The organism is Tepidicella xavieri, assembly GCF_004363315.1.
Taxonomy (GTDB): Bacteria; Pseudomonadota; Gammaproteobacteria; order Burkholderiales; family Burkholderiaceae_C; genus Tepidicella; species Tepidicella xavieri.
This window is the reverse complement of record NZ_SNYL01000012.1, coordinates 39,402-62,472: the sequence shown is the minus strand read 5'-3', so window position 1 is coordinate 62,472 and position 23,071 is coordinate 39,402. Positions and strand designations below refer to the sequence as shown.

23 protein-coding genes are annotated in these 23,071 nt (G+C 64.1%); 11 read left to right on the top strand and 12 right to left on the bottom strand.

The features are described 5' to 3' along the window. Positions 1–3: 3 nt before the first annotated feature. Both DFR43_RS10330 and DFR43_RS10325 read right to left on the bottom strand, forming a co-directional pair. Complete coding sequence (locus tag DFR43_RS10330; RefSeq protein WP_133598355.1) at positions 4–633, bottom strand: response regulator; 630 nt, start codon at positions 631–633, stop codon at positions 4–6. Next, the gene (locus tag DFR43_RS10325) at positions 630–1,709 is read right to left on the bottom strand and encodes an ATP-binding response regulator (RefSeq protein WP_342776099.1); all 1,080 of its coding nucleotides are present in this window, start codon (positions 1,707–1,709) and stop codon (positions 630–632) included. The genes DFR43_RS10330 and DFR43_RS10325 overlap by 4 nt, the downstream gene beginning before the upstream one ends. Before the next feature lie 300 nt (positions 1,710–2,009). On the opposite strand from DFR43_RS10325, the gene DFR43_RS10320 reads away from it, so the two are divergent. From DFR43_RS10320 to DFR43_RS10295, 6 genes are read left to right on the top strand one after another with little or no spacing between them, the layout of a single operon-like run. Continuing rightward, positions 2,010–2,405, top strand: a complete 396-nt coding sequence (locus tag DFR43_RS10320; RefSeq protein WP_133598430.1) for a hypothetical protein — start codon at positions 2,010–2,012, stop codon at positions 2,403–2,405. Positions 2,406–2,447: 42 nt separating this feature from the next. Further along, the gene (locus DFR43_RS10315; RefSeq protein ID WP_133598351.1) at positions 2,448–2,813 is read left to right on the top strand and encodes a response regulator; all 366 of its coding nucleotides are present in this window, start codon (positions 2,448–2,450) and stop codon (positions 2,811–2,813) included. A 49-nt stretch (positions 2,814–2,862) separates the two neighbouring features. Beyond that, a complete protein-coding gene (locus tag DFR43_RS10310; protein ID WP_133598349.1) occupies positions 2,863–5,130 on the top strand; it encodes a chemotaxis protein CheW in 2,268 nt (755 codons plus the stop codon). Positions 5,131–5,148: 18 nt separating this feature from the next. Next, positions 5,149–5,979, top strand: a complete 831-nt coding sequence (locus DFR43_RS10305; protein ID WP_133598347.1) for a CheR family methyltransferase — start codon at positions 5,149–5,151, stop codon at positions 5,977–5,979. Between the two features lie 4 nt (positions 5,980–5,983). Further along, complete coding sequence (cheD, locus tag DFR43_RS10300; protein ID WP_245988900.1) at positions 5,984–6,610, top strand: chemoreceptor glutamine deamidase CheD; 627 nt, start codon at positions 5,984–5,986, stop codon at positions 6,608–6,610. An 18-nt stretch (positions 6,611–6,628) separates the two neighbouring features. Beyond that, positions 6,629–7,717, top strand: a complete 1,089-nt coding sequence (locus DFR43_RS10295) for a protein-glutamate methylesterase/protein-glutamine glutaminase (RefSeq protein ID WP_133598343.1) — start codon at positions 6,629–6,631, stop codon at positions 7,715–7,717. A 23-nt stretch (positions 7,718–7,740) separates the two neighbouring features. Here DFR43_RS10295 and DFR43_RS10290 read toward each other — a convergent pair whose 3' ends face one another. Beyond that, a complete protein-coding gene (locus DFR43_RS10290; RefSeq protein WP_133598341.1) occupies positions 7,741–8,514 on the bottom strand; it encodes a hypothetical protein in 774 nt (257 codons plus the stop codon). A gap of 188 nt (positions 8,515–8,702) precedes the next feature. On the opposite strand from DFR43_RS10290, the gene DFR43_RS10285 reads away from it, so the two are divergent. From DFR43_RS10285 to DFR43_RS10270, 4 genes are all read left to right on the top strand, one after another. Continuing rightward, on the top strand, positions 8,703–9,638 hold the full coding sequence (locus tag DFR43_RS10285; protein ID WP_133598339.1) for a branched-chain amino acid transaminase: 936 nt from the start codon (positions 8,703–8,705) through the stop codon (positions 9,636–9,638). Positions 9,639–9,646: 8 nt separating this feature from the next. Continuing rightward, complete coding sequence (locus tag DFR43_RS10280) at positions 9,647–9,859, top strand: zinc-finger domain-containing protein (RefSeq protein WP_133598337.1); 213 nt, start codon at positions 9,647–9,649, stop codon at positions 9,857–9,859. Positions 9,860–9,870: 11 nt separating this feature from the next. After that, positions 9,871–10,665, top strand: a complete 795-nt coding sequence (locus DFR43_RS10275; protein ID WP_133598335.1) for a glycosyltransferase family 2 protein — start codon at positions 9,871–9,873, stop codon at positions 10,663–10,665. Between the two features lie 85 nt (positions 10,666–10,750). After that, on the top strand, positions 10,751–11,662 hold the full coding sequence (locus DFR43_RS10270) for a glycosyltransferase family 2 protein (RefSeq protein WP_133598333.1): 912 nt from the start codon (positions 10,751–10,753) through the stop codon (positions 11,660–11,662). A 181-nt stretch (positions 11,663–11,843) separates the two neighbouring features. On the opposite strand, the gene DFR43_RS10265 is transcribed toward DFR43_RS10270, so the two are convergent. The 9 genes from DFR43_RS10265 to argB form a co-directional block, all read right to left on the bottom strand. Continuing rightward, positions 11,844–12,338 carry a thioesterase family protein gene (locus DFR43_RS10265; RefSeq protein WP_133598331.1) on the bottom strand — a complete coding sequence of 165 codons (495 nt, stop codon included), beginning with the start codon at positions 12,336–12,338 and terminating at the stop codon, positions 11,844–11,846. 77 nt (positions 12,339–12,415) lie between these two features. Further along, a complete protein-coding gene (locus DFR43_RS10260) occupies positions 12,416–13,174 on the bottom strand; it encodes an enoyl-CoA hydratase (protein ID WP_133598329.1) in 759 nt (252 codons plus the stop codon). 89 nt (positions 13,175–13,263) lie between these two features. Next, complete coding sequence (locus DFR43_RS10255; RefSeq protein WP_133598327.1) at positions 13,264–14,499, bottom strand: acetyl-CoA C-acyltransferase; 1,236 nt, start codon at positions 14,497–14,499, stop codon at positions 13,264–13,266. Positions 14,500–14,513: 14 nt separating this feature from the next. After that, entirely contained in the window at positions 14,514–16,913 is a 2,400-nt protein-coding gene (locus DFR43_RS10250) for a 3-hydroxyacyl-CoA dehydrogenase/enoyl-CoA hydratase family protein (protein ID WP_133598325.1), read from the bottom strand. 34 nt (positions 16,914–16,947) lie between these two features. After that, positions 16,948–17,397: a DUF2147 domain-containing protein gene (locus tag DFR43_RS10245; protein WP_133598323.1), complete on the bottom strand. Its 450-nt coding sequence runs from the start codon at positions 17,395–17,397 to the stop codon at positions 16,948–16,950. Between the two features lie 29 nt (positions 17,398–17,426). Further along, complete coding sequence (locus DFR43_RS10240; protein WP_133598321.1) at positions 17,427–19,223, bottom strand: acyl-CoA dehydrogenase C-terminal domain-containing protein; 1,797 nt, start codon at positions 19,221–19,223, stop codon at positions 17,427–17,429. Between the two features lie 36 nt (positions 19,224–19,259). After that, the gene (locus DFR43_RS10235; protein WP_133598319.1) at positions 19,260–19,892 is read right to left on the bottom strand and encodes a TetR/AcrR family transcriptional regulator; all 633 of its coding nucleotides are present in this window, start codon (positions 19,890–19,892) and stop codon (positions 19,260–19,262) included. An 84-nt stretch (positions 19,893–19,976) separates the two neighbouring features. Then, positions 19,977–20,549, bottom strand: coding sequence for a nucleoid occlusion factor SlmA (gene slmA, locus DFR43_RS10230; protein WP_133598317.1), 573 nt, complete (start codon positions 20,547–20,549; stop codon positions 19,977–19,979). 6 nt (positions 20,550–20,555) lie between these two features. Further along, complete coding sequence (argB, locus tag DFR43_RS10225; protein WP_133598315.1) at positions 20,556–21,458, bottom strand: acetylglutamate kinase; 903 nt, start codon at positions 21,456–21,458, stop codon at positions 20,556–20,558. Between the two features lie 59 nt (positions 21,459–21,517). Between argB and DFR43_RS10220 the strand changes: the two genes are divergently transcribed. Then, positions 21,518–23,062, top strand: a complete 1,545-nt coding sequence (locus DFR43_RS10220; protein WP_164499730.1) for a CYTH and CHAD domain-containing protein — start codon at positions 21,518–21,520, stop codon at positions 23,060–23,062. Positions 23,063–23,071 lie beyond the last annotated feature (9 nt).

Genomic DNA, 23,071 nt, shown 5'->3' with positions numbered 1-23,071 from the left:
GTTTCAGACCAGCTTGTTGCGGATGGCGTAGACCGTGAGCTCGGCGTTGTTGCTCAACCCGAGCTTTTCCAGCACGCGGGCCCGGTAGACGCTGACCGTCTTGGGGCTGATCATCAGCTCCTCGGCGATCTGAGACAGCTTCTTGCCCGAAGCAATCTTGCGCAAAGTCTGCAGTTCGCGTTCGGACAGGCTGTCGTGCAACTCCGCGCTTTCGGGGGCATGGAGGTGATTGGCCAGCAATTCGGCAATCTGGGGCGTGATGAACTTGCGCCCCTGCGCCACGGTGCGCACCGCCTGGAGCAGATCGGCCGGGTCTCCCCCTTTGTTGAGATAGCCCATCGCGCCCGCCTTGAGGCAGCGGATCGCATACTGGTCCTCCGGGTACATCGACACCATGACCGTGCGCACTGGCGAGGCTTCCTCGTGCAGGACGGCAAGAATCTCCAACCCGCTGCGGCCGGGCAGATCCACATCCAGCAACAGCACGTCGGGCCGGTGCAGTCGCAAGGCCTCGCGCAGGCTCGCGTAGCCGTCGGCTTCGGCCACCACCTGGATGTCGGTGGCCTCCATCAACGTGTCACGCACCCCACGCCGCACGACGGCATGGTCGTCGCACAACACCACCTTGATCATTCGTTGTTCTCCCAGTCCTGAGCGCTCTGCCCCTCCAACGGCAGCGACAGGATCAGGGTCATGCCCTGTCCTGGCGCCGTCACCACATCCAGCCAGCCGCCCACTCCGTGGGCGCGTTCCTTGAGCCCCAGCAAGCCAAACGACTGCAGCTTGGCCAAATCCTGCGCCGTCGCGCCCCGGCCATTGTCCGACACCTCCAGCGTCAGCACCCCTTCCAGATCGCTGAGATCCAGCGACACCTGACTGGCCTGGGCGTGCTTGAGCACATTCGTCAGCGCCTCCTGCGCCGTGCGGTACACCACCATCGACAGACGCGGCGGCACCGGGGCCAAGACCTGCCCTTTGAGGCGCACGTCCAGCCCCGTGCGCTCGGCAAAGGTTTGCGTCAGCCATTGCAGGGCCGGCATCAGCCCCTGATCCAGCACCGCAGGCCGCAGATTGCGCATGATGCGCTGGCTGGCCCCCAGCGCGTGCTCCACCATCTCCAGCGCCGCGCGAATGTGCCCCTGCGCTTGCGGCTCATCGATGCGCCGGGCCAGCCACGACAAATCCAGCTTGGCCGCGGCCAGCGATCCGCCAATGTCGTCATGGATTTCGCGGGCAATGTCGGCGCGCTCGCGGTCGATGCTGACCTGCAAATGCTCGGTCAGGTCCACTAGGCGCCGGCGCGACTCGGCCAACTCAGCCTGGGCGGCGGCCTGCGCCTGCCGCGAAGCGTGGAAATCCAGCGCCCGCTGCAGCACCGCCGGCAGCCGGGCCAACCGGTTCTTGTCCACATAGTCGCTGACACCGCGCACCATCGCATCGGCCACCGTGGCCTCGCCAATGGCGCCCGACACAATGATGAAAGGCAACTCCCGCTGGGCCTGCCGCAACCACTCCCACGCCTCCATGCCCGAAAACCCGGCCAGGTGGTAGTCTGCCAGCACGGCGTCCACCCGCCCCTGCTCGATGTGGGACTGGAAGTCCTCCAGGGTATCGACCAGCGTCAGGGCGCAAGACAGATCGCTGCGCCCCAAGGTACGGGCCACCAGTTCGTGGTCTGCGGGATTGTCCTCAAGATGAAGGATGTTCAAATCTGTCAAACTACCCCCTGTTCATCGATGGGGCCTGTCATGAGGCGCCTGGCGGCGCTTGCGGGCAGGGACAATGTCGTTCGGAAATTGCCGATATTTTGAGTCATGTCATCTCATTGGCCTAGTCTAGACTTCGGCTCAGGCTTATATTCACACTTGTGTCAATGTTGACGGGACCTCTGCGCGCCGCCCATGGAAAACCCCACCGCCAATCCACAAGACAAGCGCCGCTGGCCACGCGAGGAATACACCACCGTCGAGCCGGTTCCGTCGCACACCGATGACGAGCCCGCCGTGGCGATGGACGTCGCGGTCGTGGCCGACCTGCAGGACTCCCTGCTCGTGGCCATGAACGATCTGAAACGGCTCGAAGGACTGCTCGACCACGCCACCGTCAACCTGCTCGACCGTTTCAATCGCGCCATGCAGGTGGCTGGCGAACTGCCCGACGACCCCCGCCACGACGAGCTCCGTCAGGCCCTGCACCTGGCCGTCACGGAGTTGCAGTTCCACGACATGGCCACGCAACTGCTCGTCCACATCGGCAAGGTGCTCAAAGGTTGCGCTTATATTCTGGCCGATCAGGCCATGGAGCCCGAGGAGGAGGAAGTCGGCATCGTCGTGACCCACATGCCCAAAAACCCCAACCCCGTGACCCAAAGCGAGATGGACGCCGGCTCCATCGAACTGTTTTGAACACCGATCTCAACCATCCTTTCCCAGAAACAAGGTACTCCCATGCACTCGATACTCGCTGTTGACGACTCGGCCTCCATGCGCAAGATGGTGTCATTCACCCTGGTGGGCGCCGGCTTCAAGGTGGTGGAAGCAGTGGACGGCGTGGACGCCTTCGAGAAGGCCGACAAGCAGCACTTCGACCTGGTGCTCACCGACCAGAACATGCCCCGGCTCGACGGCATCGGCCTGACACGCAAGCTGCGCGAGCACCCCAAATTCAAGACGACGCCCATCCTCATCCTGACCACCGAATCCAGCGACCAGATGAAGCAGGCCGGGCGTGCAGCGGGCGCCACCGGGTGGTTGGTCAAGCCCTTCGACCCCAACCGGCTGATCGAAGTCATCAACAAGGTCATCGTCCGCTGAACCTGGCCACACGCCAACCGCCGACGACCGTCACAACCGAGAACCGCCCATGGCAGACGACAAGAACAACGGCTTCGACCTGACCCAGTTCTACCAGATCTTCTTCGAGGAGGCCGGCGAAAATCTGGAGCAGATGGAACAACAGCTGCTCAACCTGGACCTGGACACGGTCGATGACGAGGAGCTCAACGCCATCTTCCGTTGCGCGCATTCGATCAAGGGCGGCGCGGCCACCTTCGGTTTCGAAGACGTGGCCGAGTTGACCCACCAGATGGAATCCTTGCTGGACAAACTGCGGCGGCACGAGCTCACGCCCACCATGCCCATGGTGGACGTGCTGCTCGAATCGACCGATGCGCTCAAGGGCTTGCTGGCGCGCCACCAGGGCCTGGGCGGTGAGCCGCCCGAAACTTCCGGCCTGGTGCAACGCATCCGCGTGCTGGCCAGTGGGCAAAATGCCCCGGCCATGACACCGCCCGCCCCCCCTCCTCCTCCGCCCCCACCGGCACCTGCGCCCGCCCCCACCGTCGGCGGCATGCCCGCCGCCTCGCCGCCCGGGGCCAGTCGGCAACTGCTGGCCGTCATTGGCCCGCTGGACGACCTGAGCCTGGCCGACCCGATCAAAGAGCTTTTCCGCGACATCGCCGGCCTGGGCACCATCACGGCCGAACGGGTGGACAACGGCTCCAAGGTGTACGAAATCACCACCCAGAGCACCGACGACGACCTGCTCGACCTGTTCGCCTTTCACGTCGCCAAGGACAAAATCCGCCTGCTGCCCGCTGAATCGGCCCCCGCCTCGGCCCAAACCGCTGCCGCGCCACCCAATGGCGCCACCGACGACGGCGCGGAACACAGCCAGGACATCATCGAGCAGGGCTATGGCCTCTTCGCCGGCGCCCCCGGCAGTCCTGTGGCCTCCACCGTCACGTCCGAAAGCGGTGTGGCCGTGCCCGCAGAAGATCTGGTGCAAGGCTACGGCCTGTTCCCTGGCGCCCCCGGCAACCCGTTGACACCGCGCAGCCACGCCGAAAGCCTGTTGGCCGAATCCCAGTCCATGCAGGCCCACTCGGGCGGCGGCGCGTCTGCGGCCGAGTCCAAAGCGCGGGAAAGTGCCAAAGCCGCGCGCGCAGCCACCACGGCCCAGCTCGAAACCACCACGCTGCGGGTCTCGGTCAGCAAGATCGACCAACTCATCAACCAGGTGGGGGAACTCGTCATCACCCAAGCCATGCTGGCGCAGTACAGCCGCACGCTCGACGCCACGGTGAACCAGCAACTCCTGTCGGGCCTGGCAGACCTGGAGCGCAACACCCGCGACCTGCAGGAATCGGTCATGTCGATCCGCATGATCCCGATGTCGGTCGTCTTCAGCCGCTTCCCGCGCATGCTGCGCGACCTGGCCAGCAAGTTGGGCAAGAAGGTGGAACTCATCACCCACGGGGAAGCCACCGAGCTCGACAAGGGCTTGATCGAAAAAATCACCGACCCGCTGACCCACTTGATCCGCAACAGTTGCGACCACGGCATCGAGCTGCCGGCCGAGCGTCTGGCCAAAGGCAAGCCCGAAGTCGGCACCATCACCCTGTCGGCCGCGCATCAAGGCGGCTCCATCCTCATTGAGGTCCGAGACGACGGCAAAGGCCTGAACCGCCAGAAACTCATCGACAAAGCCCGCTCCAAAGGCATCGACGTCTCCGATGACATGCCCGACCAGGACGTCTGGCAACTCATCTTCGCGCCGGGCTTTTCCACGGCAGAGGTCGTCACCGACGTCTCCGGCCGCGGCGTCGGCATGGACGTGGTCAAGAAAAACATCGCATCGTTGGGCGGCTCTGTCGAACTCGACTCCTCCGAGGGCTTCGGCATGAGCGTCAAGGTTCGCCTGCCACTGACCTTGGCCATCATGGACGGCATGACCGTGCGCGTGGGCAACGAGGTCTATATCCTGCCGCTGTCCTCGGTGGTGGAATCCTTCCAGGTCGAAGCGACCTCCATCAACACCGTCGCACAGAATGCCCAGCTGGTGAAAGTGCGCGATGAGTACATGCCGGTGATCGAGATTGACCGAACCTTTTCCGTTCCCCGCAAGCAGGACGACCCCACCGCCAACAGCATCATGGTGGTCATCGAGTCCGACGGCTCCCGGGTGGCGTTGATGGTCGATGAACTGCTGGGGCAGCAGCAGGTGGTCATCAAGAACCTGGAGGCCAACTACAAGAAAGTGCCCAACGTCTCGGGAGCCACCATCCTGGGCGACGGCAGCGTCTCGCTCATCCTCGACACCTCGGCCTTGGTGCGCCGCGCCAAGCACTGATCCTCACGCTGACCGATCATGTCCGACGAGATCGCGCTGCAAAACCGGGAATTCGCCTGGACCACGGCGGATTTCCGGCGCATCAAGGACCTGATCTACCGCCATGCAGGCATCAGCCTGCACGATGGCAAGCAGGCCATGGTGTACAGCCGCATTGCCCGCCGCCTGCGCGACACCGGCCACACCAGTTTCAAGGACTACCTGGACTGGCTAGAACGCCAGGGCGGCGGTGACGAGTGGCAGGAGTTCGTCAATGCCCTGACGACCAACCTCACCTCCTTCTTTCGCGAAAACCATCACTTCATCGAGCTCAGCCGCCTGGTCAAGGAAAACCCGAACCAAGACTGGAAGATCTGGTGCAGCGCCGCCTCCACGGGCGAAGAACCCTATTCGATCGCCATCACCATGGCCGACGTGCTGGGCATCAATGGGCGTTTCCAGATCTGGGCCAGTGACATCGACACCAAGGTGCTATCCACCGCTTCGCGCGGCATCTACAAACTCGAAGGGCTCAAGAACCTCAGCACTGCTCAGTTGCAGAAATACTTCCTCAAAGGCAAAGGCGCCAACGAGGGGCTGGCACGGGTGCGCCCGGAGCTGCAAAAACACATCCAGTTCTTCACCCTCAACCTGATCGAGGACAACTGGAGCCTGCGGGAGACCTTTGACGTGGTTTTCTGCCGCAACGTGATGATTTATTTCGACAACCCCACCCAGAGGCAGGTACTGGCACGCATCCATCGACTGATGAAGCCCAAGGGCACCTTGTTCGTCGGCCATGCCGAGAACTTCAGCGATGCCCGCTCGCTCTTTGCCCTGCGCGGCAAGACCATCTACGAAAAAGTCTGAGGCCATGCACCGAAGCATCGAATACCTGCATCAGCTCAAAACCCGGCCCCGCAAGCCGGGCGAGGCGTCGTTTTTCTTCCATGATCAGCACTTCAAATACAACGCGGCCAAGGTACTGCCTGGCGAGTATTTCGTCTCCAGTGATGACGTGATCATCATGACCGTGCTGGGCTCCTGCATCGCGGCCTGCATCTGGGATTCGCGGCTGCGCATCGGCGGCATGAACCATTTCATGCTGCCAGACGGCGGCGCCGACACCTCCGGCCGCTATGGCTCCTACGCCATGGAACTGCTCATCAACGAGCTGATCAAGATGGGATCGTCCAGGGAGTACATGCAGGCCAAGGTATTCGGTGGCGGTGCGGTGATCTCAGGCTTCACCAGCATGAATGTGGGCGAGCGCAACACCAAATTCGTGATGGACTATCTGGCCACTGAGCGCATCCCGGTCGTCTCCAAGGACGTGCTGGACATCTATCCGCGCAAGGTGGTGTTTTTCCCGGTATCGGGCAAGGCCATGGTCAAGCGACTGGCCCACGCCCATCCGGAGACGCTGGAGTCGCAAGAACGCCAGGGCGTGGCCACCAAGGTGGTGCAGTCCACGGCCGGCGGCTCCGTCGATCTGTTCTGACCATTCAATCTGTAAGGCATGTCAAAAATCAAAGTGGTGGTGGTGGACGACTCGGCGCTGGTGCGCAGCCTGCTGAGCGAAATCATCAACAAGCAACCCGACATGGAGTGCATCGGCACGGCCAACGATCCGTTGCAAGCCCGCGAGATGATTCGCGAACTCAACCCCGACGTCATCACGCTGGACGTGGAAATGCCCAAAATGGACGGGCTGGAATTCCTCTCGCGGCTGATGCGCCTGCGCCCCATGCCGGTGGTGATGGTCTCCACCCTGACCGAACAAGGCGCCGACACCACGCTGCGGGCCCTGGAGATGGGCGCGGTGGATTTCGTCGCCAAGCCCCGCATCGGCGTGGCCAGCGGCCTGCAAGCCCTGGGCGACGAAATCGTCGAGAAGATCCGCATCGCCAGCAAGGCGCGTGTCTCGCGGCTGGTGGCCCCACCCCCATCACCCACCGTGCCGCGTGACGACAGCCAGCAGCCACCGGCACGCCCCATCGGCATGCGCCTGTCCACGGAGAAGGTGATCTGCATCGGCGCTTCTACGGGGGGGACCGAGGCCATCAAGGAAATCCTGGTCGAGCTGCCGGCCGATTCGCCCGCCATCGTCATCACCCAGCACATGCCGGCCGGCTTTACCACGAGCTTTGCCGCGCGGCTGGATTCGCTGTGCAAGATCCGCGTCTGTGAAGCCAGCGACGGCCAGCGCATTCTGCCCGGTCACGCCTACATCGCTCCCGGGGGCAAGCAGTTCCACATCGCCCGCAGCGGCGCCAACTATGTGGCGGTGGTGGACGACTCGCCCCCCGTGAACCGCCACAAACCCTCGGTCGAAGTACTGTTCAAATCTTGCGCCCGGGTGCTCGGCCCCAACGCGATCGGCGTGATGCTGACGGGCATGGGCGCCGATGGCGCCACGGCCATGAAGGAAATGCGCGATGCAGGCAGCTACAACTTCGCCCAGGACGAAGCAAGCTGCATCGTCTTTGGCATGCCCAAAATGGCCATCCAGGCCGGGGCCGTGCACGAAGTCCTGCCGCTGAAAAGCATTGCCAAAGCGTTGATGGAGAAGGTCAGCAGCGCTGGCGGCGTGCGCCACCGGATCTGACGCCTGGGTTGGCAGATGGCTCGTCAGACCAGCCGATCGAGATTGCCACCCGCGGCGGGGCGATCGGGTGCGCTGGCCGTGCGGACGTAGCTCTCGGCGGCTTCGGCCGCTGCGCGATCGGGCGGCGAAGCGACCTTGGGCGGCACCAGCAGCTCTGCCCGCGCTGCTGCAGCGGCACGGGCTTCCTCGCCGATGAGCATGTCCACCGCCGCACGGCTGGCTTTCCACATGTTGGGCAGCAGCTCCTTGATCTGGGTGTCCATGGCCTCCAAGGCCGGGTTTTTCACCTCCGGGCCCCGTTCGGCACGGCGCTGCTCGGCCTCTGCGGCCCGCTGGGCCAAGGTGGGCTGACCATTGGCGGCGCCGGTCTCAGCCTCCTCATTGCCATACGCCGAACCTGGCGACGCCCGTTCAGCGTCCGGCTGGCGCACCTGAGCAGCCTCAGCGGCCTGCGCCTCTTCGCCACCTGCCTCGGCCCTGCCTCCCCCCGGCTGGCCGGTTGGCCGCTGGAGCTCCGGCTGGGCAGGTGGCAATCCCATGCGCTCTGGCACGGCTGGATTATTGAAATTGTTGACCAAGGGGACTTCGCCCGTGGGGTTGACCGGCGGCAATGCAGAAGGGGCATAAACGACCTGTGCCCGCGAGCCTTCGCCCGCCGGCGTGACCGGGGCGGTGACGCCTTGGTTTTCCGGCGCCACGTTGTCGCTGACCTTGACGGGCGTCGTCGGCTGCACGCGCGCCACCGTCGGCGCCTGGGGCGGCACCGGTGATACGGCTACAGAAGAAATGGTCAACATGGCGAACTCCTCGGCAGAGCAATCTGCAGGCGGGATTCCCGCTTTCACCCCCTTTTCGGCCTTTTTGAGCCGAACTTTAGCCCCCGAAGAAAAAATTTTTCAGGGTAAGCCAGGCCGTAGAATCGCGATACGTCGAAAAAACACCTCGACACCCCATTGTTCATCTGATCACCCCTCCGAGGCAAACCATGACCGTGACCCCTTCCATGGCCGACCGCGACGGCAAAATCTGGCTGGATGGCGAAATGGTGGACTGGCGCGAAGCCAAGATCCACGTCCTGACCCACACCCTGCACTACGGCTGCGGCGCTTTTGAAGGGGTGCGCGCTTACGACACCGCCAACGGCCCGGCGATTTTCCGGCTGCAGGAGCATACCGAGCGCCTGTTCAACAGCGCCAAGATCCTGCGCATGAAGATCCCCTTCACGCCCGAGCAAGTCAACGAGGCGCAAAAAGCCGTCATCCGCGAAAACGGCCTGCGCAGCGGCTACATCCGGCCGCTGACCTGGATCGGCGACAAAAAGCTCGGCGTCAGCCCCAAAGGCAACACCGTCCACCTGATGGTGGCCGCCTGGGCCTGGGGCGCTTACCTGGGCGAGGAAGGGCTCAAGCGAGGCATCCGCGTCAAGACCAGCAGTTATACCCGGCACCACGTCAACATCACCATGACGCAGGCCAAGGCGGTGAGCAACTACACCAACTCCATCCTGGCCAACATGGAAGCCACCGACGAGGGCTATGACGAGGCCCTGTTGCTCGACAGCGCCGGCTTCGTGAGCGAGGGTGCGGGCGAAAACATTTTCGTGATCAAGAACGGCGTGATCTACACCCCCGACCTGTCGGCCGGAGCGCTCAACGGCATCACCCGCAACACGGTGTTCCACATCGCCAAGGACTTGGGTCTGGACATCGTGCAGAAGCGCATCACCCGCGACGAGGTCTACATCGCCGATGAGGCCTTCTTCACCGGCACCGCCGCCGAGGTCACGCCGATTCGCGAGCTCGACCGCATCGAAATCGGCTGCGGCGCCCGAGGCCCCATCACCGAAAAAGTCCAGACGGCGTTCTTTGACATCGTCAACGGCCGCAACCCCAAGTATGCCCACTGGCTGACCCAGGTCTGATGCCCACCATGCATTCCGCACCCGCTACCATCGAAGTCGCCGCCAAAGACCTCAACGCCCACGGCGGCGTGTTCTGCCCCAGCCCACTGGCCGATATGAAGCTGTGGAACAGCCATCCCAAGGTGTACCTGGACGTGGCCAAGACCGGCCAAGCCAAGTGCCCCTACTGCGGCACGGTGTACCGGCTCAAAGCCGGCGAGACCGTGGCCCACGGGCACTGAGGTGGGCATCCATGCCCATGACCGATGGCCATCGGCCCACCCTGTGCATCGGCGTCCTCACGCTCAACGAAGAGCGCCGCATCGAAGGCTGCTTGCGCAGCGCGGCTTTTGCCGATCAAATCGTCGTCGTCGATAGCGGCAGCACGGATCGCACCCGCGACATTGCCCAATCCATGGGCGCTGAAGTGTACGTGTACGACCAGTGGGAAGGCTTCGCCACGCAACGCAATCGGTTATTGGCTCACGTCAAAACCGATTACGTCTTTTTCTTGGATGCGGACGAAGAGATCACGCCTGCGCTTCAAGCAGAAATTGAGGCAGCCATCAAATTCCCGATGCCCAAGGTCTGGGAAACATACTGGCAGGAAGTGGCGTTTGGCAAACCCATTTTTAATCTGATGGGAAAAAAAAGCTTGGCCCGCTTATTCCCTAAGTCCTACTTGCTTCGATTCGAAGGTGTAGTCCATGAGCATGCGGTACTGCTCAACGACGCGCTTCCACGACAGACATTCAAATCGGCTTTGCTCCACTACTCGCGCGAAACTGTTCACGACAGTTTACGGAAATTGACTCAGTACTCAATGCTGGGCGCTGCAAAGCGTGCGGAGAAAGGCAAGACAGGCGGTGTCTTGCGCGGCTTGGCATCCGCTTTGCCCATGTTTTTCAGGCTGTACGTGCTTCGAGGCAGCTTTTTATCCGGTGGGCCTGGCTTTCTGTATGCGTTTTTCATCTCATTGGAATGCTTCTTTAGATACGCAGCCCTCCGATATGACAAAAACAGGCTGAGCAACACCGTCAGACGCTGAAAAGAGCGGAATCTATCATCAAGTACAACACCTACCCCTTCAGATCCCGCCACGGGGGTGTGCCACAAATAACTCTCTCCTGAACATGCGCACCCATTTTGTGTTTGAACGCATAGCACTCGTCACAGTCACATACGAATCGGAACGGCTGGCTGGCTTCTTTGCCGAAACGAGCCAACTGTTCCGGCATGTGTATGTGATAGACAACCACAGCAGCGACGGTACAGTGGCCGCCTTTCAGGAGCATGTGCCACACGCCCAAATACTGGCCCAAAATGAAAACTTGGGGTTTGGGTCGGCCAACAACGTGGGATTTCGCGCAGCCAGCGCCGATTGCGCCTGGGTGCTTTTTCTCAACCCCGACTGCAAAATCTCGGAAACGTCGGTGCGGCAACTGCTGCAGACCCTACTCGATCACCCTCAGGCCGTGATAGCCTGCCCCGTGGTGGTAGATGCGCAAGGACAAGGCCACGGCGTGCGACAGCGAAATTACCGCCTGGGCTACCAGCACGAGGCGGTGGACACCATCCCCTTGACACCTGATATACCGACCTACCTGCCGCACACCTGCGTGGACGGCGCCTGCCTGCTGGTAGACCGCCAGAAATTTGCCGACATGGGGGCGTTCAACCCTGATCTGTTCATGTATTGCGAGGAAGACGATATCTCGCTGCGTGCCTTGGCGCGCGGCTACTCAATCGTCACCCACACAGGTGCGCGGGCTGTGCATTTGGGGGGAGCCTCGTCGCCCGCCACCTTCCGCGTCCTGTTGCGCAAGGCCTACCACGGCCGGTGGTCACGGCTGTACATGATGGGCGCCTATATCGGCCCTGACCAACGGGTGCTCGGCGCCCTCAAAACAATCGTGGCTGCGCCACTGGCACTGCTGATTTTCGGGCTTCTTTTTCAAAAACAGCAATGGATCAAGTGGCTGGGATGGCTGGCCGCTGGCATTGATGCGCTGATGCCGACACGTTTTTTCCGCCGAATGATTTGATGCATCACCTCGGATCGCCACGGATGGATCGGCACGGATGATTTTTCCCATGCTTGGCTCGATCGAATGATCGAACCGAGGCAATCGCAGACACAAACGGCAGCCCAGGCGATAACCGCACAGCAGGACCACTGTCTCTAGCAGCTGGAAGAACCTTGCTCAGTCTGCCAAGACCTAGGCCTCAAGACACGATATACGCCCCCGCCCCGGTGGACAGCAGCTTGCCGTCGGCACCGTAAAAGCCCATGCGCGTTGATGCCACGCGGGAGCCCAGGCGCAGCACCTCGGCCTGCAGTTCGAACCCTTCGCCAATGCCGGGGCGCAGGTAGTCGATGCGCAGATCGATGGTGCCCAGCTTGGCAAAGCGGTGCAGGCGCTGCTCGGGCGCTTCGTCCATGTGGCGGGCACCGATGGCGGCCATGACGGCCAGCCCGCCCATGGCATCCAGCCCCGCGCTGATGACGCCCCCGTGGATGCGGTTGTAGGCGAAGTGCCCCACCAACTCTGGGCGCATGTCGATGCGGGCCGCCACCCGTTCCGGGGTGATGTTGGTGATCTTCAGGCCCAACACGGTGTTGAACACGATCTTCTCCTCGAAGATCTGGCGCACGCCTTCGATGAACTCGGGTTCGAAGACGACCGGCTGCACGGGCGGGTGAACGATGACTTTGCTCATGACTGGGAAAACCCTCCAGGGTGTTCGCGCAATACCCGCGATGCGGGCTGCTGGCTAAAGGGGCAAAACGCGCTTTCTTACGCAAAGCGCGGAGCGCGTTTTTCCATGAAAGCGGCAAAAGCTTCTTTGGCGGCCGGCTCGCGCAACATGCGGCCAAACACCGCCCCTTCTTCCGCCATCACCTGCAACACCAATGCCTGCTGGCCTTTTTTCATCAGGCGTTTGGTTTCCACGAGCGAACTCAGCGGCTTGGCGGCCAGTTTGCGAGCCACCTGGGCCGCGTAGGCGTTGGTTTCGGCCGGTGGCAGCACTTTGTTGACGAGGCCAACTTCCAGCGCCGCTTCGGCATAGAAGGGTTCGCCCAGCAGCAGCGCTTCGGCGGCGCGGTGGTAGCCAAACATCTGCGGCGCCAGCAAGCTGGAAGCCCCTTCCGCGCACAGGCCCAGGTTGACGAAGGGCATGGAGAAGGCGGCGTTGTCGCCGGCATACACCAGGTCGCAATGGAACAGCATCGTGGTGCCAATGCCCACGGCCGGGCCGCAGACCGCCGCCAGCAGGGGTTTGGGAAAGGTGGCAATGGCGCGCAAAAAACGGAAAACCGGCGCGTCTTCACCGGCTGGGGGCTGGTGCATGAAGTCGCCCAGGTCGTTGCCGGCGCTGAACACGGTTTCATCGCCTTGCAGCACCACCACGCGGACGGCGGTGTCCGTGGCGGCCTGTTCCAGGGCATCGGCCAAGGTGGCGTACATGGCGGCCGTCAGGGAGTTTTTGCGGGCCAGGCGGTTGAGGGTCAGCGTGGTGACGCCGTCTTCGGTGTGAATGAGGATGTCGGACATGCGGGAAGTCTCCGGTGGTGCGAACGATTATCGTGAAAAAGCCCGGCGGGGCCGGGCTTGCAAGCAGGCTTAGAGCGAGCGGCTGTTCCTCAAACGCGCTCGAAAATGCCAGCAGCACCCTGCCCCATGCCCACGCACATGGTGACCATGCCATAGCGCTTATTGTGGCGGCGCAAGGCGTGCACCACTGTCGCAGAGCGGATAGCGCCGGTGGCGCCCAGCGGATGGCCCAGCGCGATGGCCCCGCCGATGGGGTTGACCTTGGCCGGGTCCAGCCCCAGGGTGTTCATCACCGCGAGCGACTGGGCGGCAAAGGCTTCGTTGAGCTCGATCCAGTCCAGATCGTCCTGCCGGATGCCGGCGGCCTTGAGCGCGGCCGGGATGGCCTCCACTGGGCCGATGCCCATGATGTGGGGCGGCACGCCGCGCGAGGCGTAGCTGACGAAGCGGGCCAGCGGCGTCAGACCAAAGCGCTTGACGGCGGCTTCGCTGGCCAAAATCAGGGCGCCAGCGCCGTCCGACGTCTGCGAGCTGTTGCCCGCCGTGACGCTGCCCAGGCCGGTGGGCGTGCCGTCGGCGCGGCGCGGGATGGCGAAGGCCGGCTTGAGCTTGGCCAGCCCTTCCATGGAGGTGTCGGGCCGGGCCCCTTCGTCGAGGGTGACGGTGCGGGTGCTGACGCGTACCTCGCCACTGGCCAGGTCCAACTCGCGCTGGGTGACTTCCACCGGCGTGATTTCGTCGGTGAACTCGCCGGCGGCCTGTGCCTTGAGGGCCCGCTGGTGCGACTGCAGGGCAAAGGCGTCTTGCGCTTCGCGCGTCACCTTCCACTGCTGGGCCACTTTCTCGGCGGTCAAGCCCATGCCGTAGGCGATGCCGTAATCGTCCACGTTGTTGGTGTCGGCGAAGATGGAGGGCGAAAGGCTGGGCGAGTTGCCCATCATCGGCACCATGCTCATGCTTTCCACGCCGGCGGCGATCATCACGTCGGACTCGCCCACACGGATGCGGTCGGCCGCCATCTGCACCGCGCTCAGGCCAGAGGCGCAGAAACGGTTGACGGTGATGCCGCCCACGCTCTTGGGCAGCCCCGCCAGCACCGCGCCGATGCGCGCCACGTTGAGGCCCTGCTGGGCTTCGGGAATGGCGCAGCCGCAGATCACGTCTTCGATAGTGGCCGGGTCCAGGTTGGGCACTTGGGCAAGTGCGGCGCGCAGCACGTGCGCCAGCAGGTCGTCGGGGCGGGTGTGTTTGAAGTAGCCTTTGTGCGACTTGCCAATGGGGGTGCGGGTGGCCGCGACGATGTAGGCGTCTTGAAGGTGTTTCATCTCGGGTCTCCGCTTCAGTTGCGCAGGGGCTTGCCGGTGGACAGCATGCCCAGGATGCGCGCTTGCGTCTTGGGATTCACAATGAGGCTGCAGAAGGCTTGGCGCTCCAGCTTCATGAGGTATTCCTCGCTCACCAAGGTGCCGGCTTCGACGTCGCCGCCCGTCAGCACGTGGGCAATCAGGCTGGCGATGTGGAAGTCGTGCTGGCTGATGTAGCCGCCGTCGCGCATGTTGACCAGCGAGCCCAGGATGGTGGCCTTGGCCGAACGCCCCGCCACCGGGAACAGGCGCTTGAGCGGGGGGCGGTAGCCGGCGTTGAACAGGGCTTTGGCTTCTGCGATGGCCACGTAGAGGAGTTCGTCCTTGTGCGGGACGACGATGTCGCTGTCCAGCAGATAGCCCAGCTTGCGGCTTTCGAGCGCACTGGTGCCGACTGTTGCCATGGCGGCGGCCTTGAAGCCTTCGGTGAGGAAGGGCAGCAGGTCGGTACCGGTGGAGGCTTTGGCATTCTCGGCCGCGCGGCGGGCGATGTAGGTCAGGCCACCGGCGCCGGGGATGAGGCCGACGCCCACCTCCACCAGCCCGATGTAGCTTTCCATGTGCGCCACGCGCTTGGCGCAGTGCACGGCCAGTTCGCAGCCGCCGCCCAGCGCCATGCCGCGCACGGCGGCGATGGTGGGCACCTGGGCATAGCGCAGCTTGAGCATCACCCGTTGCAGCTCGGCTTCCACGTCCTCGATGGCGGCCACGCCGGCGGCGATGAACGCGGGCATCACGGCCTGCAGATCGGCGCCGACGCTGAAGGGCTCGTCGCCCGACCACACCACCAGCCCCTGGTATTGGGCCTCGGCCAGATCGACGGCGCGGCTCAAGCCTTCGGTCACACCCGGGCCGATGGCGTGCATCTTGCTCTTGATGCTGGCGATCAGCACTTCGTCGTCCAGCGTCCACAGGCGGATGTCGGCGTCTTCGTGGATGGTCGTGCCCGCCGTCTCGAACACCGGGGCGTTTTCACCGAGCAACTGCTCGCGGAAGATCTGCCGCTGGTACACCGGCAAATCGCGCTTGGGCTGGAACTGGCCGGTCGCGGGGTTCCAGGAGCCTTCGGGCTGGTGCACGCCACCGCGCTCGGCCACGGGGCCTTTGAACACCCACTCGGGCAACGGAGCCTTGCACAGCGCCTTGCCGGCGTCGATGTCTGCCTGGATCATCTCGGCGACTTCCAGCCAGCCCGCTTCCTGCCACAGCTCGAACGGGCCCTGCTTCATGCCAAAGCCCCAGCGCATGGCCTGGTCCACGTCGCGCGCCGTCTCGGCGATCGAGGCCAGATGCACCGCGGCGTAATGGAAGCCGTTGCGCAGAATGGCCCACAGGAATTGGCCCTGCGGCCCTTCGGCGTTGCGCAGCAGCTTCAAGCGCTCGGCGGCCGGCTTCTTGAGCATGCGGCCGTACACCTCGTCGGCCTTCTGGCCTGCCGGCACGTAGTCTTTGCTCTCCAGCTCGAAGCGCATGATGTCGCGCCCGACCTTTTTGTAGAAACCGGCTTTGGTTTTCTGGCCCAGGTGGCCCATCTCGATGAGGGCCTTGAGCACTTCGGGCGTGCCGAAGCTGTCGTAGAACGGGTCGGTCTCGGGGCTGAGGGTGTCTTGCAGCGTCTTGATGACGTGGGCCATGGTGTCCAGCCCCACCACGTCAGCCGTGCGGAAGGTGCCGCTGCTGGCGCGGCCCAGGCGCTTGCCGGTGAGGTCGTCCACCACATCGAAAGTCAGGCCAAAGCGATCGGCCTCTTTCATGGTGGACAGCATGCCGGCAATGCCGATGCGGTTGGCGATGAAGTTGGGCGTGTCCTTGGCGCGCACCACGCTCTTGCCCAGCCCGGTGGTGACGAAGGCCTCCAACTGGTCCAGCACCTGGGGCTGGGTCAGCGGGGTGGCGATCAGCTCCACCAGGGGCATGTAGCGCGGCGGGTTGAAGAAGTGGATGCCACAGAAGCGCGGGCGCAGCGCCTCGGGCAGCGCCTCGGACAAGGCCCCGATGGACAGGCCCGAGGTGTTGGAAGCCAGCAAGGCGTGCTCGGCCACGAAGGGCGCGATTTTTTGGTAGAGGTCGCGCTTCCAGTCCATGCGCTCGGCAATCGCCTCGATGACGAGGTCGCAGCCGCGCAGCCGGTCCAAGTGTTCCTCGTAGTTGGCGGCTTGGATCAGGTCGGCGTCATCGGCCACGCCCAGCGGGCTGGGCTTGAGCTTTTTCAGGTTGGCAATGGCTTTGGTGACGATGCCGTTTTTGTCACCCTCTTTGGCCGGAAGGTCGAACAGGATGACGGGCACCTTGCAGTTGACGAGGTGCGCCGCGATCTGCGCCCCCATCACGCCGGCACCGAGCACGGCGACTTGTTTCACGCTGAAGCGGTTCATATCGATTCCTTGGGATTGTGCGGAGCCAGCCGCGTCACTGCACGCGCACCCAGGTCTGGGTTCGGCCGAAGGGGCCGATGGAGCCCCGGACTTCCAGTTTCTGGCCACCTTCGACCGGGGTCAGGCGCAGGTTGTAGGTCTTGCCGTTTTCGGGATCGAGGATGCGGCCACCTTCCCACACCGCCTTGCCCTCGACCTGCTTGGCGCCGCGGATGATTTCCAGGCCAATCAGGGGCTGGTCCTTGCGGTCGTCGGTGCACTCGGTGCAGCGGGCGTTCTGGTCGGCGCCGGCACGCAGCAGCTTGGTGATGCGGCCCGTCAGCTGCCCCTGCTGTTCACTGATCACGATCTCGGACTTGATTTCCTTGGTCTTGTCATCGATCGAGTGCCAGGTGCCCACCGGGGTGAGCTGCGCCCAAGCACAGGCCGACAGGGTCCAGCCGGCCAGCAAGGCCAGGGCAGATTTCGCGTGCAGCAGCTTCATGTGCGTCTCCTAGGTGGATGGGTGAAGGTTCAAGCCAGGGCGGCGTCGGTGTCCATGAGGACTTGGCTGCCAGCGCGGGCCACGCGCATGAGGGTCGCCGTCTCGGGGAAGAGCTTGGCGAAATAGAAGCGGGCCGTCTGCAGCTTGGCGGTGTAGAAGGGATCGGTGCTGCCGGCGGCGATAGCCTTGAGCGCCACCGAGGCCATGCGGGCAAAGAAGTAGCCAAACACCAGGTGCCCGGCCACCCGCAGGTAGGGAACCGCCGCAGCGCCGACCTCGTCGGGATTCTGGAACCCGCGGAAGCCGATTTCAGTGGTGAACTTGGTCATCTGCTCGCCCAGGTAGGCCAGCGGATTGATGAACTCGGCCATCTTCTCGTTGACGCCTTCTTCTTCCACCAGCGCGGCGACCAACTTGCCGAATTTCTTCAACGTGGCGCCGTTGTTGGCCAGCACCTTGCGGCCCAGCAGGTCCAGGCTCTGCACGGTGTTGGTGCCTTCGTAGATCATGTTGATGCGGGCATCGCGCACGTACTGCTCCATGCCCCATTCCTTGATGTAGCCGTGGCCGCCAAAGACTTGCAGGCAGTGGTTGGTGGCCTCGAAGCCGTTGTCGGTCAGGAAGGCCTTGGCAATGGGGGTGAGCAGGGCCAGCAGGTCGGCGCTGTCTTGGCGCACTTTCTCATCGGGATGGTGCAGCTCTTTGTCGAGCAGCAGGGCGCAGAAAGTCAGCAGCGCACGGCCGCCTTCGGCGTAGGCTTTGGCCGTCAGCAGCATCTTGCGCACGTCCGGGTGCACGATGATGGGGTCGGCCGGCTTGTCCTTGGCCTTGGCGCCGCTCAAGCTGCGCATTTGGATGCGGTCCTTGGCGTAGGCCAACGCATTCTGAAACGCGACTTCGGTCAGGCCCACGGACTGGTTGCCCACGCCCAGGCGGGCGGCGTTCATCATCACGAACATGGCCTGCAGCCCCTTGTTGGGTTGGCCCACCAGGGTGCCGACGGCCCCGTCCAGGATCATCTGGCAGGTGGCGTTGCCGTGGATGCCCATTTTGTGCTCGATGCCGCCGCAGTAGATGCCATTGCGCTCGCCCAGCGAGCCGTCGGCCTTGACGTGGAACTTGGGCACCAAGAAGAGGCTGATGCCTTTGCTGCCTTGGGGCGCATCGGGCAGGCGGGCCAGCACCAAGTGGACAATATTCTCGGCCAGGTCGTGCTCGCCGGCGGAGATGAAAATCTTTTGCCCGGTGAGCTTGTAGGTGCCATCGGGCTGCGGCTCGGCCTTGGTGCGCAGCAGGCCCAGGTCGGTACCGCAATGGGGCTCGGTCAGGCACATGGTGCCGGTCCACTCTCCGCTGACCAGCTTGGGCAGATACAGTTTTTTCTGTGCCTCGGTGCCGTGGGCGTGCAGACACTCGTAAGCGCCATGGCTCAGGCCGGGGTACATGGTCCAGGCCTGGTTGGCGCTGTTGAGCATCTCGTAGAAGGCCTGGTTCACCACGAAGGGCAGGCCCTGGCCGCCGTACTCGGGATCGCAGCTCAGCGCAGGCCAGCCACCCTCGATGTAAGTCTTGTAGGCCTCTTTGAAGCCCTTGGGGGCCTTGACCTCATGGGTGGCTTTGTCCAGCGTGCAGCCTTCCTGGTCGCCGCTGAGGTTGAGCGGGAAAGCCACCTCGGCGGCAAATTTTCCGCCCTCTTCCAACACGGCATTGATGGTGTCGGCGTCCACCTCGGCATGCGGCGGGCACACCTTGAGTTCTTCGACGACGTTGAACACTTCGTGCAGCACGAATTGCATGTCGCGCAGCGGAGGGGTGTAGGTAGGCATGGTGGTCTCCTAGGTGGAAGGTGGCGAAGGGATGACTCAGGGAAGGTTGCGCGCCAGGATGTTGTCAAACCCCTGGCGGGCGCGTTGCAACCCCATGGGGTTGCGCAGGAAACGGGCTTCGTAGTGCAGGGCCAGGATGAGGCCGTGGATTTCGAAGGCGATCTGGGCGGCGTCGGCGTCGGCCTTGAGATGCTTTTCGGCGATGGCCAGCTGCACCGCGCGGTGTATGGCGGCCTGCCAGGTGTTGACCGTCTCGACCAGCGCGTCCCGCACCGGGCCAGGCCGGTCGTCGAATTCGACGGCTCCGCTGATGTAGATGCAGCCCGAGTCGATCTCGGCCGAGGTCTGGCGCATCCAGTTGTCGAACAGCTTGCGCAAGCGGGGCAGCCCACGGGGCTCTTGAAGCGCGGGATAGAACACTTCGCGCTCAAAACGGTCGTGATACTCGCGGACCACGGAGATTTGCAATTCCTCGCGCGAGCCGAAGTGGGCAAACACGCCAGACTTGCTCATTTGCATGACTTCGGCAATGGCGCCGATGCTCAGCCCCTCCAGCCCGACTTGCGAGGCCAGCGCCAAGGCGGCATCGATGATGGCGGCCTTGGTCTGCTGGCCTTTGTGCGCAGCGCGGGCAGGGGCGGCGGTACGGCGGCGGACGACAGCGGTCATGTCAAAAAATAAAACGAACGATCGTTCTATTTTAGACAGGACTGTGACAGCGTCAAGACATGGGCGTCCGCCCAACACTAGGGTTTACCCTAGATTGTCGAAAAAGAGCGGCCAGACTTCAGACAGGCGTTCGCTGGGCGGGCGCCGCCACCCACTGCGCGCATAACGCTGCAAGCGTGACTGCGCCAGGGCTGACAAAACGCCCGCCAGGGCCACCGCCTGCGGGTGTTGCGCTTCGCGCAGTCGCTGCTTGAGCGCGGATTCGAACTTGTCCCAGAACAGCTCCATGCGTGCCATGAGGCGCTCGTGCTCCAGCACCAGCGCGTCGCCCGCCATGACACGCGCCATCCCGGGATTTTTTTCGGCGAACTGAAACAGCAGGGTGACGATGAGACGGGTCTGGGCCTGGGGCTGTGGCTCGCGATCGGTCACCTGCTGGATGAGGCCAAAGACGCTGGTTTCGATGAACTCGATGAGGGCATCGAACATCTGCGCCTTGCTGGCGAAATGGCGGTAGAGCGCCGCTTCGCTGACGCCGAGCCGCGCCGCCAGCGCCGCGGTCGTGACCCGCTCGCCACCCGGGGCCTGCAGCATGTCGGCCAGGGCTTGCAAAATCTGCAAGCGCCGCTCTCCGGGCTGAGGCCGCGGCGTGCTCATGGCGGCTCAGTGAGAGCGGATCATCGTGCCGAAGGCCTGGTCGCTCAGGATTTCGAGCAACATGGCATGAGGCACGCGCCCATCGATGATGTGCACCGCATTCACCCCACTGCGCGCCGCATCGATGGCGCCAGCCAGCTTGGGAATCATGCCGCCGCTGATGGTGCCGTCGGCCATGAGTTCGTCGATCTGGCGCATGGTCAGCGTCGGCAGCAACTGGCCCTGCTTGTCCAGCACGCCGGGAATGTTGGTCAGCATGAGCAGTTTTTCCGCTTGCAATACCGTGGCGAGCTTGGCAGCCACCACATCGGCATTGATGTTGTAGCTTTCGTTCTGCTCACCAAAGCCAATCGGGCTGACCACGGGAATGAACTGGTCTTCCTGCAAGGCTTTGACCACGCTGGGGTCGATGCCGACGATGTCGCCGACCTGCCCCACGTCGTGCTCCTTGGTCGGGTCGGCTTGGTCGACCATGCGCAGCTTGCGGGCATGGATCATGGCCCCGTCGCGGCCGGTCAGGCCCACGGCTTTGCCACCAGCGCGGTTGATCAGGCCCACAATGTCCTGCTGCACCTCGCCCGCCAGCACCCATTCGACCACTTCCATGGTTTCCGCGTCGGTCACGCGCATGCCCTGGATGAATTGCCCCTGCTTGCCCAGGCGCTTGAGCAGCCCTTCGATCTGCGGGCCGCCACCGTGCACCACCACCGGGTTGATGCCCACCAGCTTGAGCAGCACCACGTCCTCGGCAAAGGCGGCCTGCAACTCGGGGTCGGTCATGGCATTGCCGCCGTATTTGATGACCATGGTCTTGCCGTGGTACTTGCGGATGTAGGGCAGCGCCTGGGCCAGGATTTCGGCGCGGTCACGCGGCTGGATGTGGGAGGTGTCGCGGGGGGTGTGGGTCATGATGGCCAATGAGGGATGGGTTGGTTCAAATTGTGCCGCAAACCGGGTACAAACACGCCATGGCTCCAAAACCGTCGCATACCCCTGCCGCCAGCCCGGCAGCACCCCATCCCGTGGAAGTCGAGCTCAAATTGCTGGTGTTGGGCTTGCCGCCCGACGAGGCGCGTCAGCGCATCGCCCGCAGCCCGAGTCTGGCGCGGCGGCGGGCTCTGCGCCGCTGGCTGGTCAACCGCTACTTCGACACGCCCGATCAGCAACTGCGCCAACACCGCTGCGCTTTGCGGCTGCGCCAAACGCTCGACGCCCCGCCCGGCGACGGCGCGGCCGGCCCATGGAAGCAGACCCTCAAAACCGCTGGGCTCGCCCAGGGCGGCTTGAGCCAGCGGGGCGAGTGGGAAACCGATGTGCCGGACGGTCAGTTGCAGCGCGCTGCCCTGCAAGGAACGGCCTGGGAGACGCTGGACCCGGCAGATCAATGGTTTGAGCGGTTGCAGCCGAGCTTCGAGACGCGCTGCGAGCGCACCACCTGGCGGGTACGCCGACGCGATGGCAGCGTGGTGGAAGTGGCCTTCGACGCGGGCGTGGCCAAAGCCAGCGGGCGCATGGACGCCTTTGCCGAGCTGGAGCTGGAGTTGATCCAGGGCGACCCGGCGGCGCTGTTCGATCTGGCACGGGAGTTGGCCGCTCGCGTTCCCTGCCTGCCATCGAGCCGCAGCAAGGCCGAACGCGCCCAGGCACTGGCCGACGGCACCCTGCACGGCGTGACCAAGGCCGCCCGCCTGCTACCGCGGGACGGCGAGACGCCCTGGGCGCTGGCCCAACGGGCCATGGCTGACATGCTGGAACAGTTCACCCGCAACCTCGAAGCCCTGTGGCACGCCGATGCCCCGGAACTGGTGCACCAGGCCCGCGTCGGCTGGCGGCGCTGGCGCAGCATGGAAAAGCTGCTGCGGCCCTGGTGGCCATGGCCCATCGATCATGCGCCCCTGCGGCCTCTGCTGCAAGCGCTGGGCGAGCAGCGCAATCTGGACGTGGCGCGCACCGAAACCCTGCCGGCCTGGGCCGACGCCTGGCCAGGCGCGGCCAGCGAATGGCAGGCCGCCATCGACCGCCTGGCGCAAGCGTGCCAAGCGCAGCGCCGGGCCGTGCGCGCGCAGCTCGCCACCCCCGCCACCGGACTCGGGCTGCTGCAATTGGCCGAAGCGCTGTGGCGCATGGGCGCCGGTGGACAGGGCTTTGGCCGGCAAGCCGCCCGCCAGCGGCTGCAGCGCTGGCACCGCCAACTGCATCGCCTGCTCGACAGCGCGGAACATGGCGCCATTGATCTGGCCAGCCTGCACGAAGCCCGGCTGCTGGCCAAACGGCTGCGCTATGGCAGCGAGGCCCTGGCCGGCGCCATGTCGCGCAAGCGCCAGCGGCAAGCCAGCCGCTGGGCCGGCGAGGCCACCGACTGGCAAACCCGCATCGGCCAGGCCCGAGACGCCTGGCAGGCCGCGGCGTGCCTGCAAAGCACGGGCGCGGCCGAACGGCTGGTGTATTTCCTGCGCGGCGTGGGCGCGAGCCTGGACCGGCAGGCACAGGCCATGGCACAACAGCGCGAGTAAAGCCGCGCC

Coding starts and splice junctions, on each gene's coding strand:
- DFR43_RS10315 (WP_133598351.1), top strand. CDS start 2,448: ATGCACTCGATACTCGCTGTTGACGACTCGGCCTCCATGCGCAAGATG.
- DFR43_RS10255 (WP_133598327.1), bottom strand. CDS start 14,499: ATGAAACACCTTCAAGACGCCTACATCGTCGCGGCCACCCGCACCCCC.
- DFR43_RS10295 (WP_133598343.1), top strand. CDS start 6,629: ATGTCAAAAATCAAAGTGGTGGTGGTGGACGACTCGGCGCTGGTGCGC.
- cheD (WP_245988900.1), top strand. CDS start 5,984: ATGCACCGAAGCATCGAATACCTGCATCAGCTCAAAACCCGGCCCCGC.
- DFR43_RS10290 (WP_133598341.1), bottom strand. CDS start 8,514: ATGTTGACCATTTCTTCTGTAGCCGTATCACCGGTGCCGCCCCAGGCG.
- DFR43_RS10260 (WP_133598329.1), bottom strand. CDS start 13,174: ATGTCCGACATCCTCATTCACACCGAAGACGGCGTCACCACGCTGACC.
- DFR43_RS10240 (WP_133598321.1), bottom strand. CDS start 19,223: ATGCCTACCTACACCCCTCCGCTGCGCGACATGCAATTCGTGCTGCAC.
- DFR43_RS10220 (WP_164499730.1), top strand. CDS start 21,518: ATGGCTCCAAAACCGTCGCATACCCCTGCCGCCAGCCCGGCAGCACCC.
- DFR43_RS10320 (WP_133598430.1), top strand. CDS start 2,010: ATGGACGTCGCGGTCGTGGCCGACCTGCAGGACTCCCTGCTCGTGGCC.
- DFR43_RS10305 (WP_133598347.1), top strand. CDS start 5,149: ATGTCCGACGAGATCGCGCTGCAAAACCGGGAATTCGCCTGGACCACG.
- DFR43_RS10235 (WP_133598319.1), bottom strand. CDS start 19,892: ATGACCGCTGTCGTCCGCCGCCGTACCGCCGCCCCTGCCCGCGCTGCG.
- slmA (WP_133598317.1), bottom strand. CDS start 20,549: ATGAGCACGCCGCGGCCTCAGCCCGGAGAGCGGCGCTTGCAGATTTTG.
- DFR43_RS10285 (WP_133598339.1), top strand. CDS start 8,703: ATGACCGTGACCCCTTCCATGGCCGACCGCGACGGCAAAATCTGGCTG.
- DFR43_RS10250 (WP_133598325.1), bottom strand. CDS start 16,913: ATGAACCGCTTCAGCGTGAAACAAGTCGCCGTGCTCGGTGCCGGCGTG.
- DFR43_RS10275 (WP_133598335.1), top strand. CDS start 9,871: ATGCCCATGACCGATGGCCATCGGCCCACCCTGTGCATCGGCGTCCTC.
- DFR43_RS10265 (WP_133598331.1), bottom strand. CDS start 12,338: ATGAGCAAAGTCATCGTTCACCCGCCCGTGCAGCCGGTCGTCTTCGAA.
- DFR43_RS10270 (WP_133598333.1), top strand. CDS start 10,751: ATGCGCACCCATTTTGTGTTTGAACGCATAGCACTCGTCACAGTCACA.
- argB (WP_133598315.1), bottom strand. CDS start 21,458: ATGACCCACACCCCCCGCGACACCTCCCACATCCAGCCGCGTGACCGC.
- DFR43_RS10280 (WP_133598337.1), top strand. CDS start 9,647: ATGCATTCCGCACCCGCTACCATCGAAGTCGCCGCCAAAGACCTCAAC.
- DFR43_RS10245 (WP_133598323.1), bottom strand. CDS start 17,397: ATGAAGCTGCTGCACGCGAAATCTGCCCTGGCCTTGCTGGCCGGCTGG.
- DFR43_RS10330 (WP_133598355.1), bottom strand. CDS start 633: ATGATCAAGGTGGTGTTGTGCGACGACCATGCCGTCGTGCGGCGTGGG.
- DFR43_RS10310 (WP_133598349.1), top strand. CDS start 2,863: ATGGCAGACGACAAGAACAACGGCTTCGACCTGACCCAGTTCTACCAG.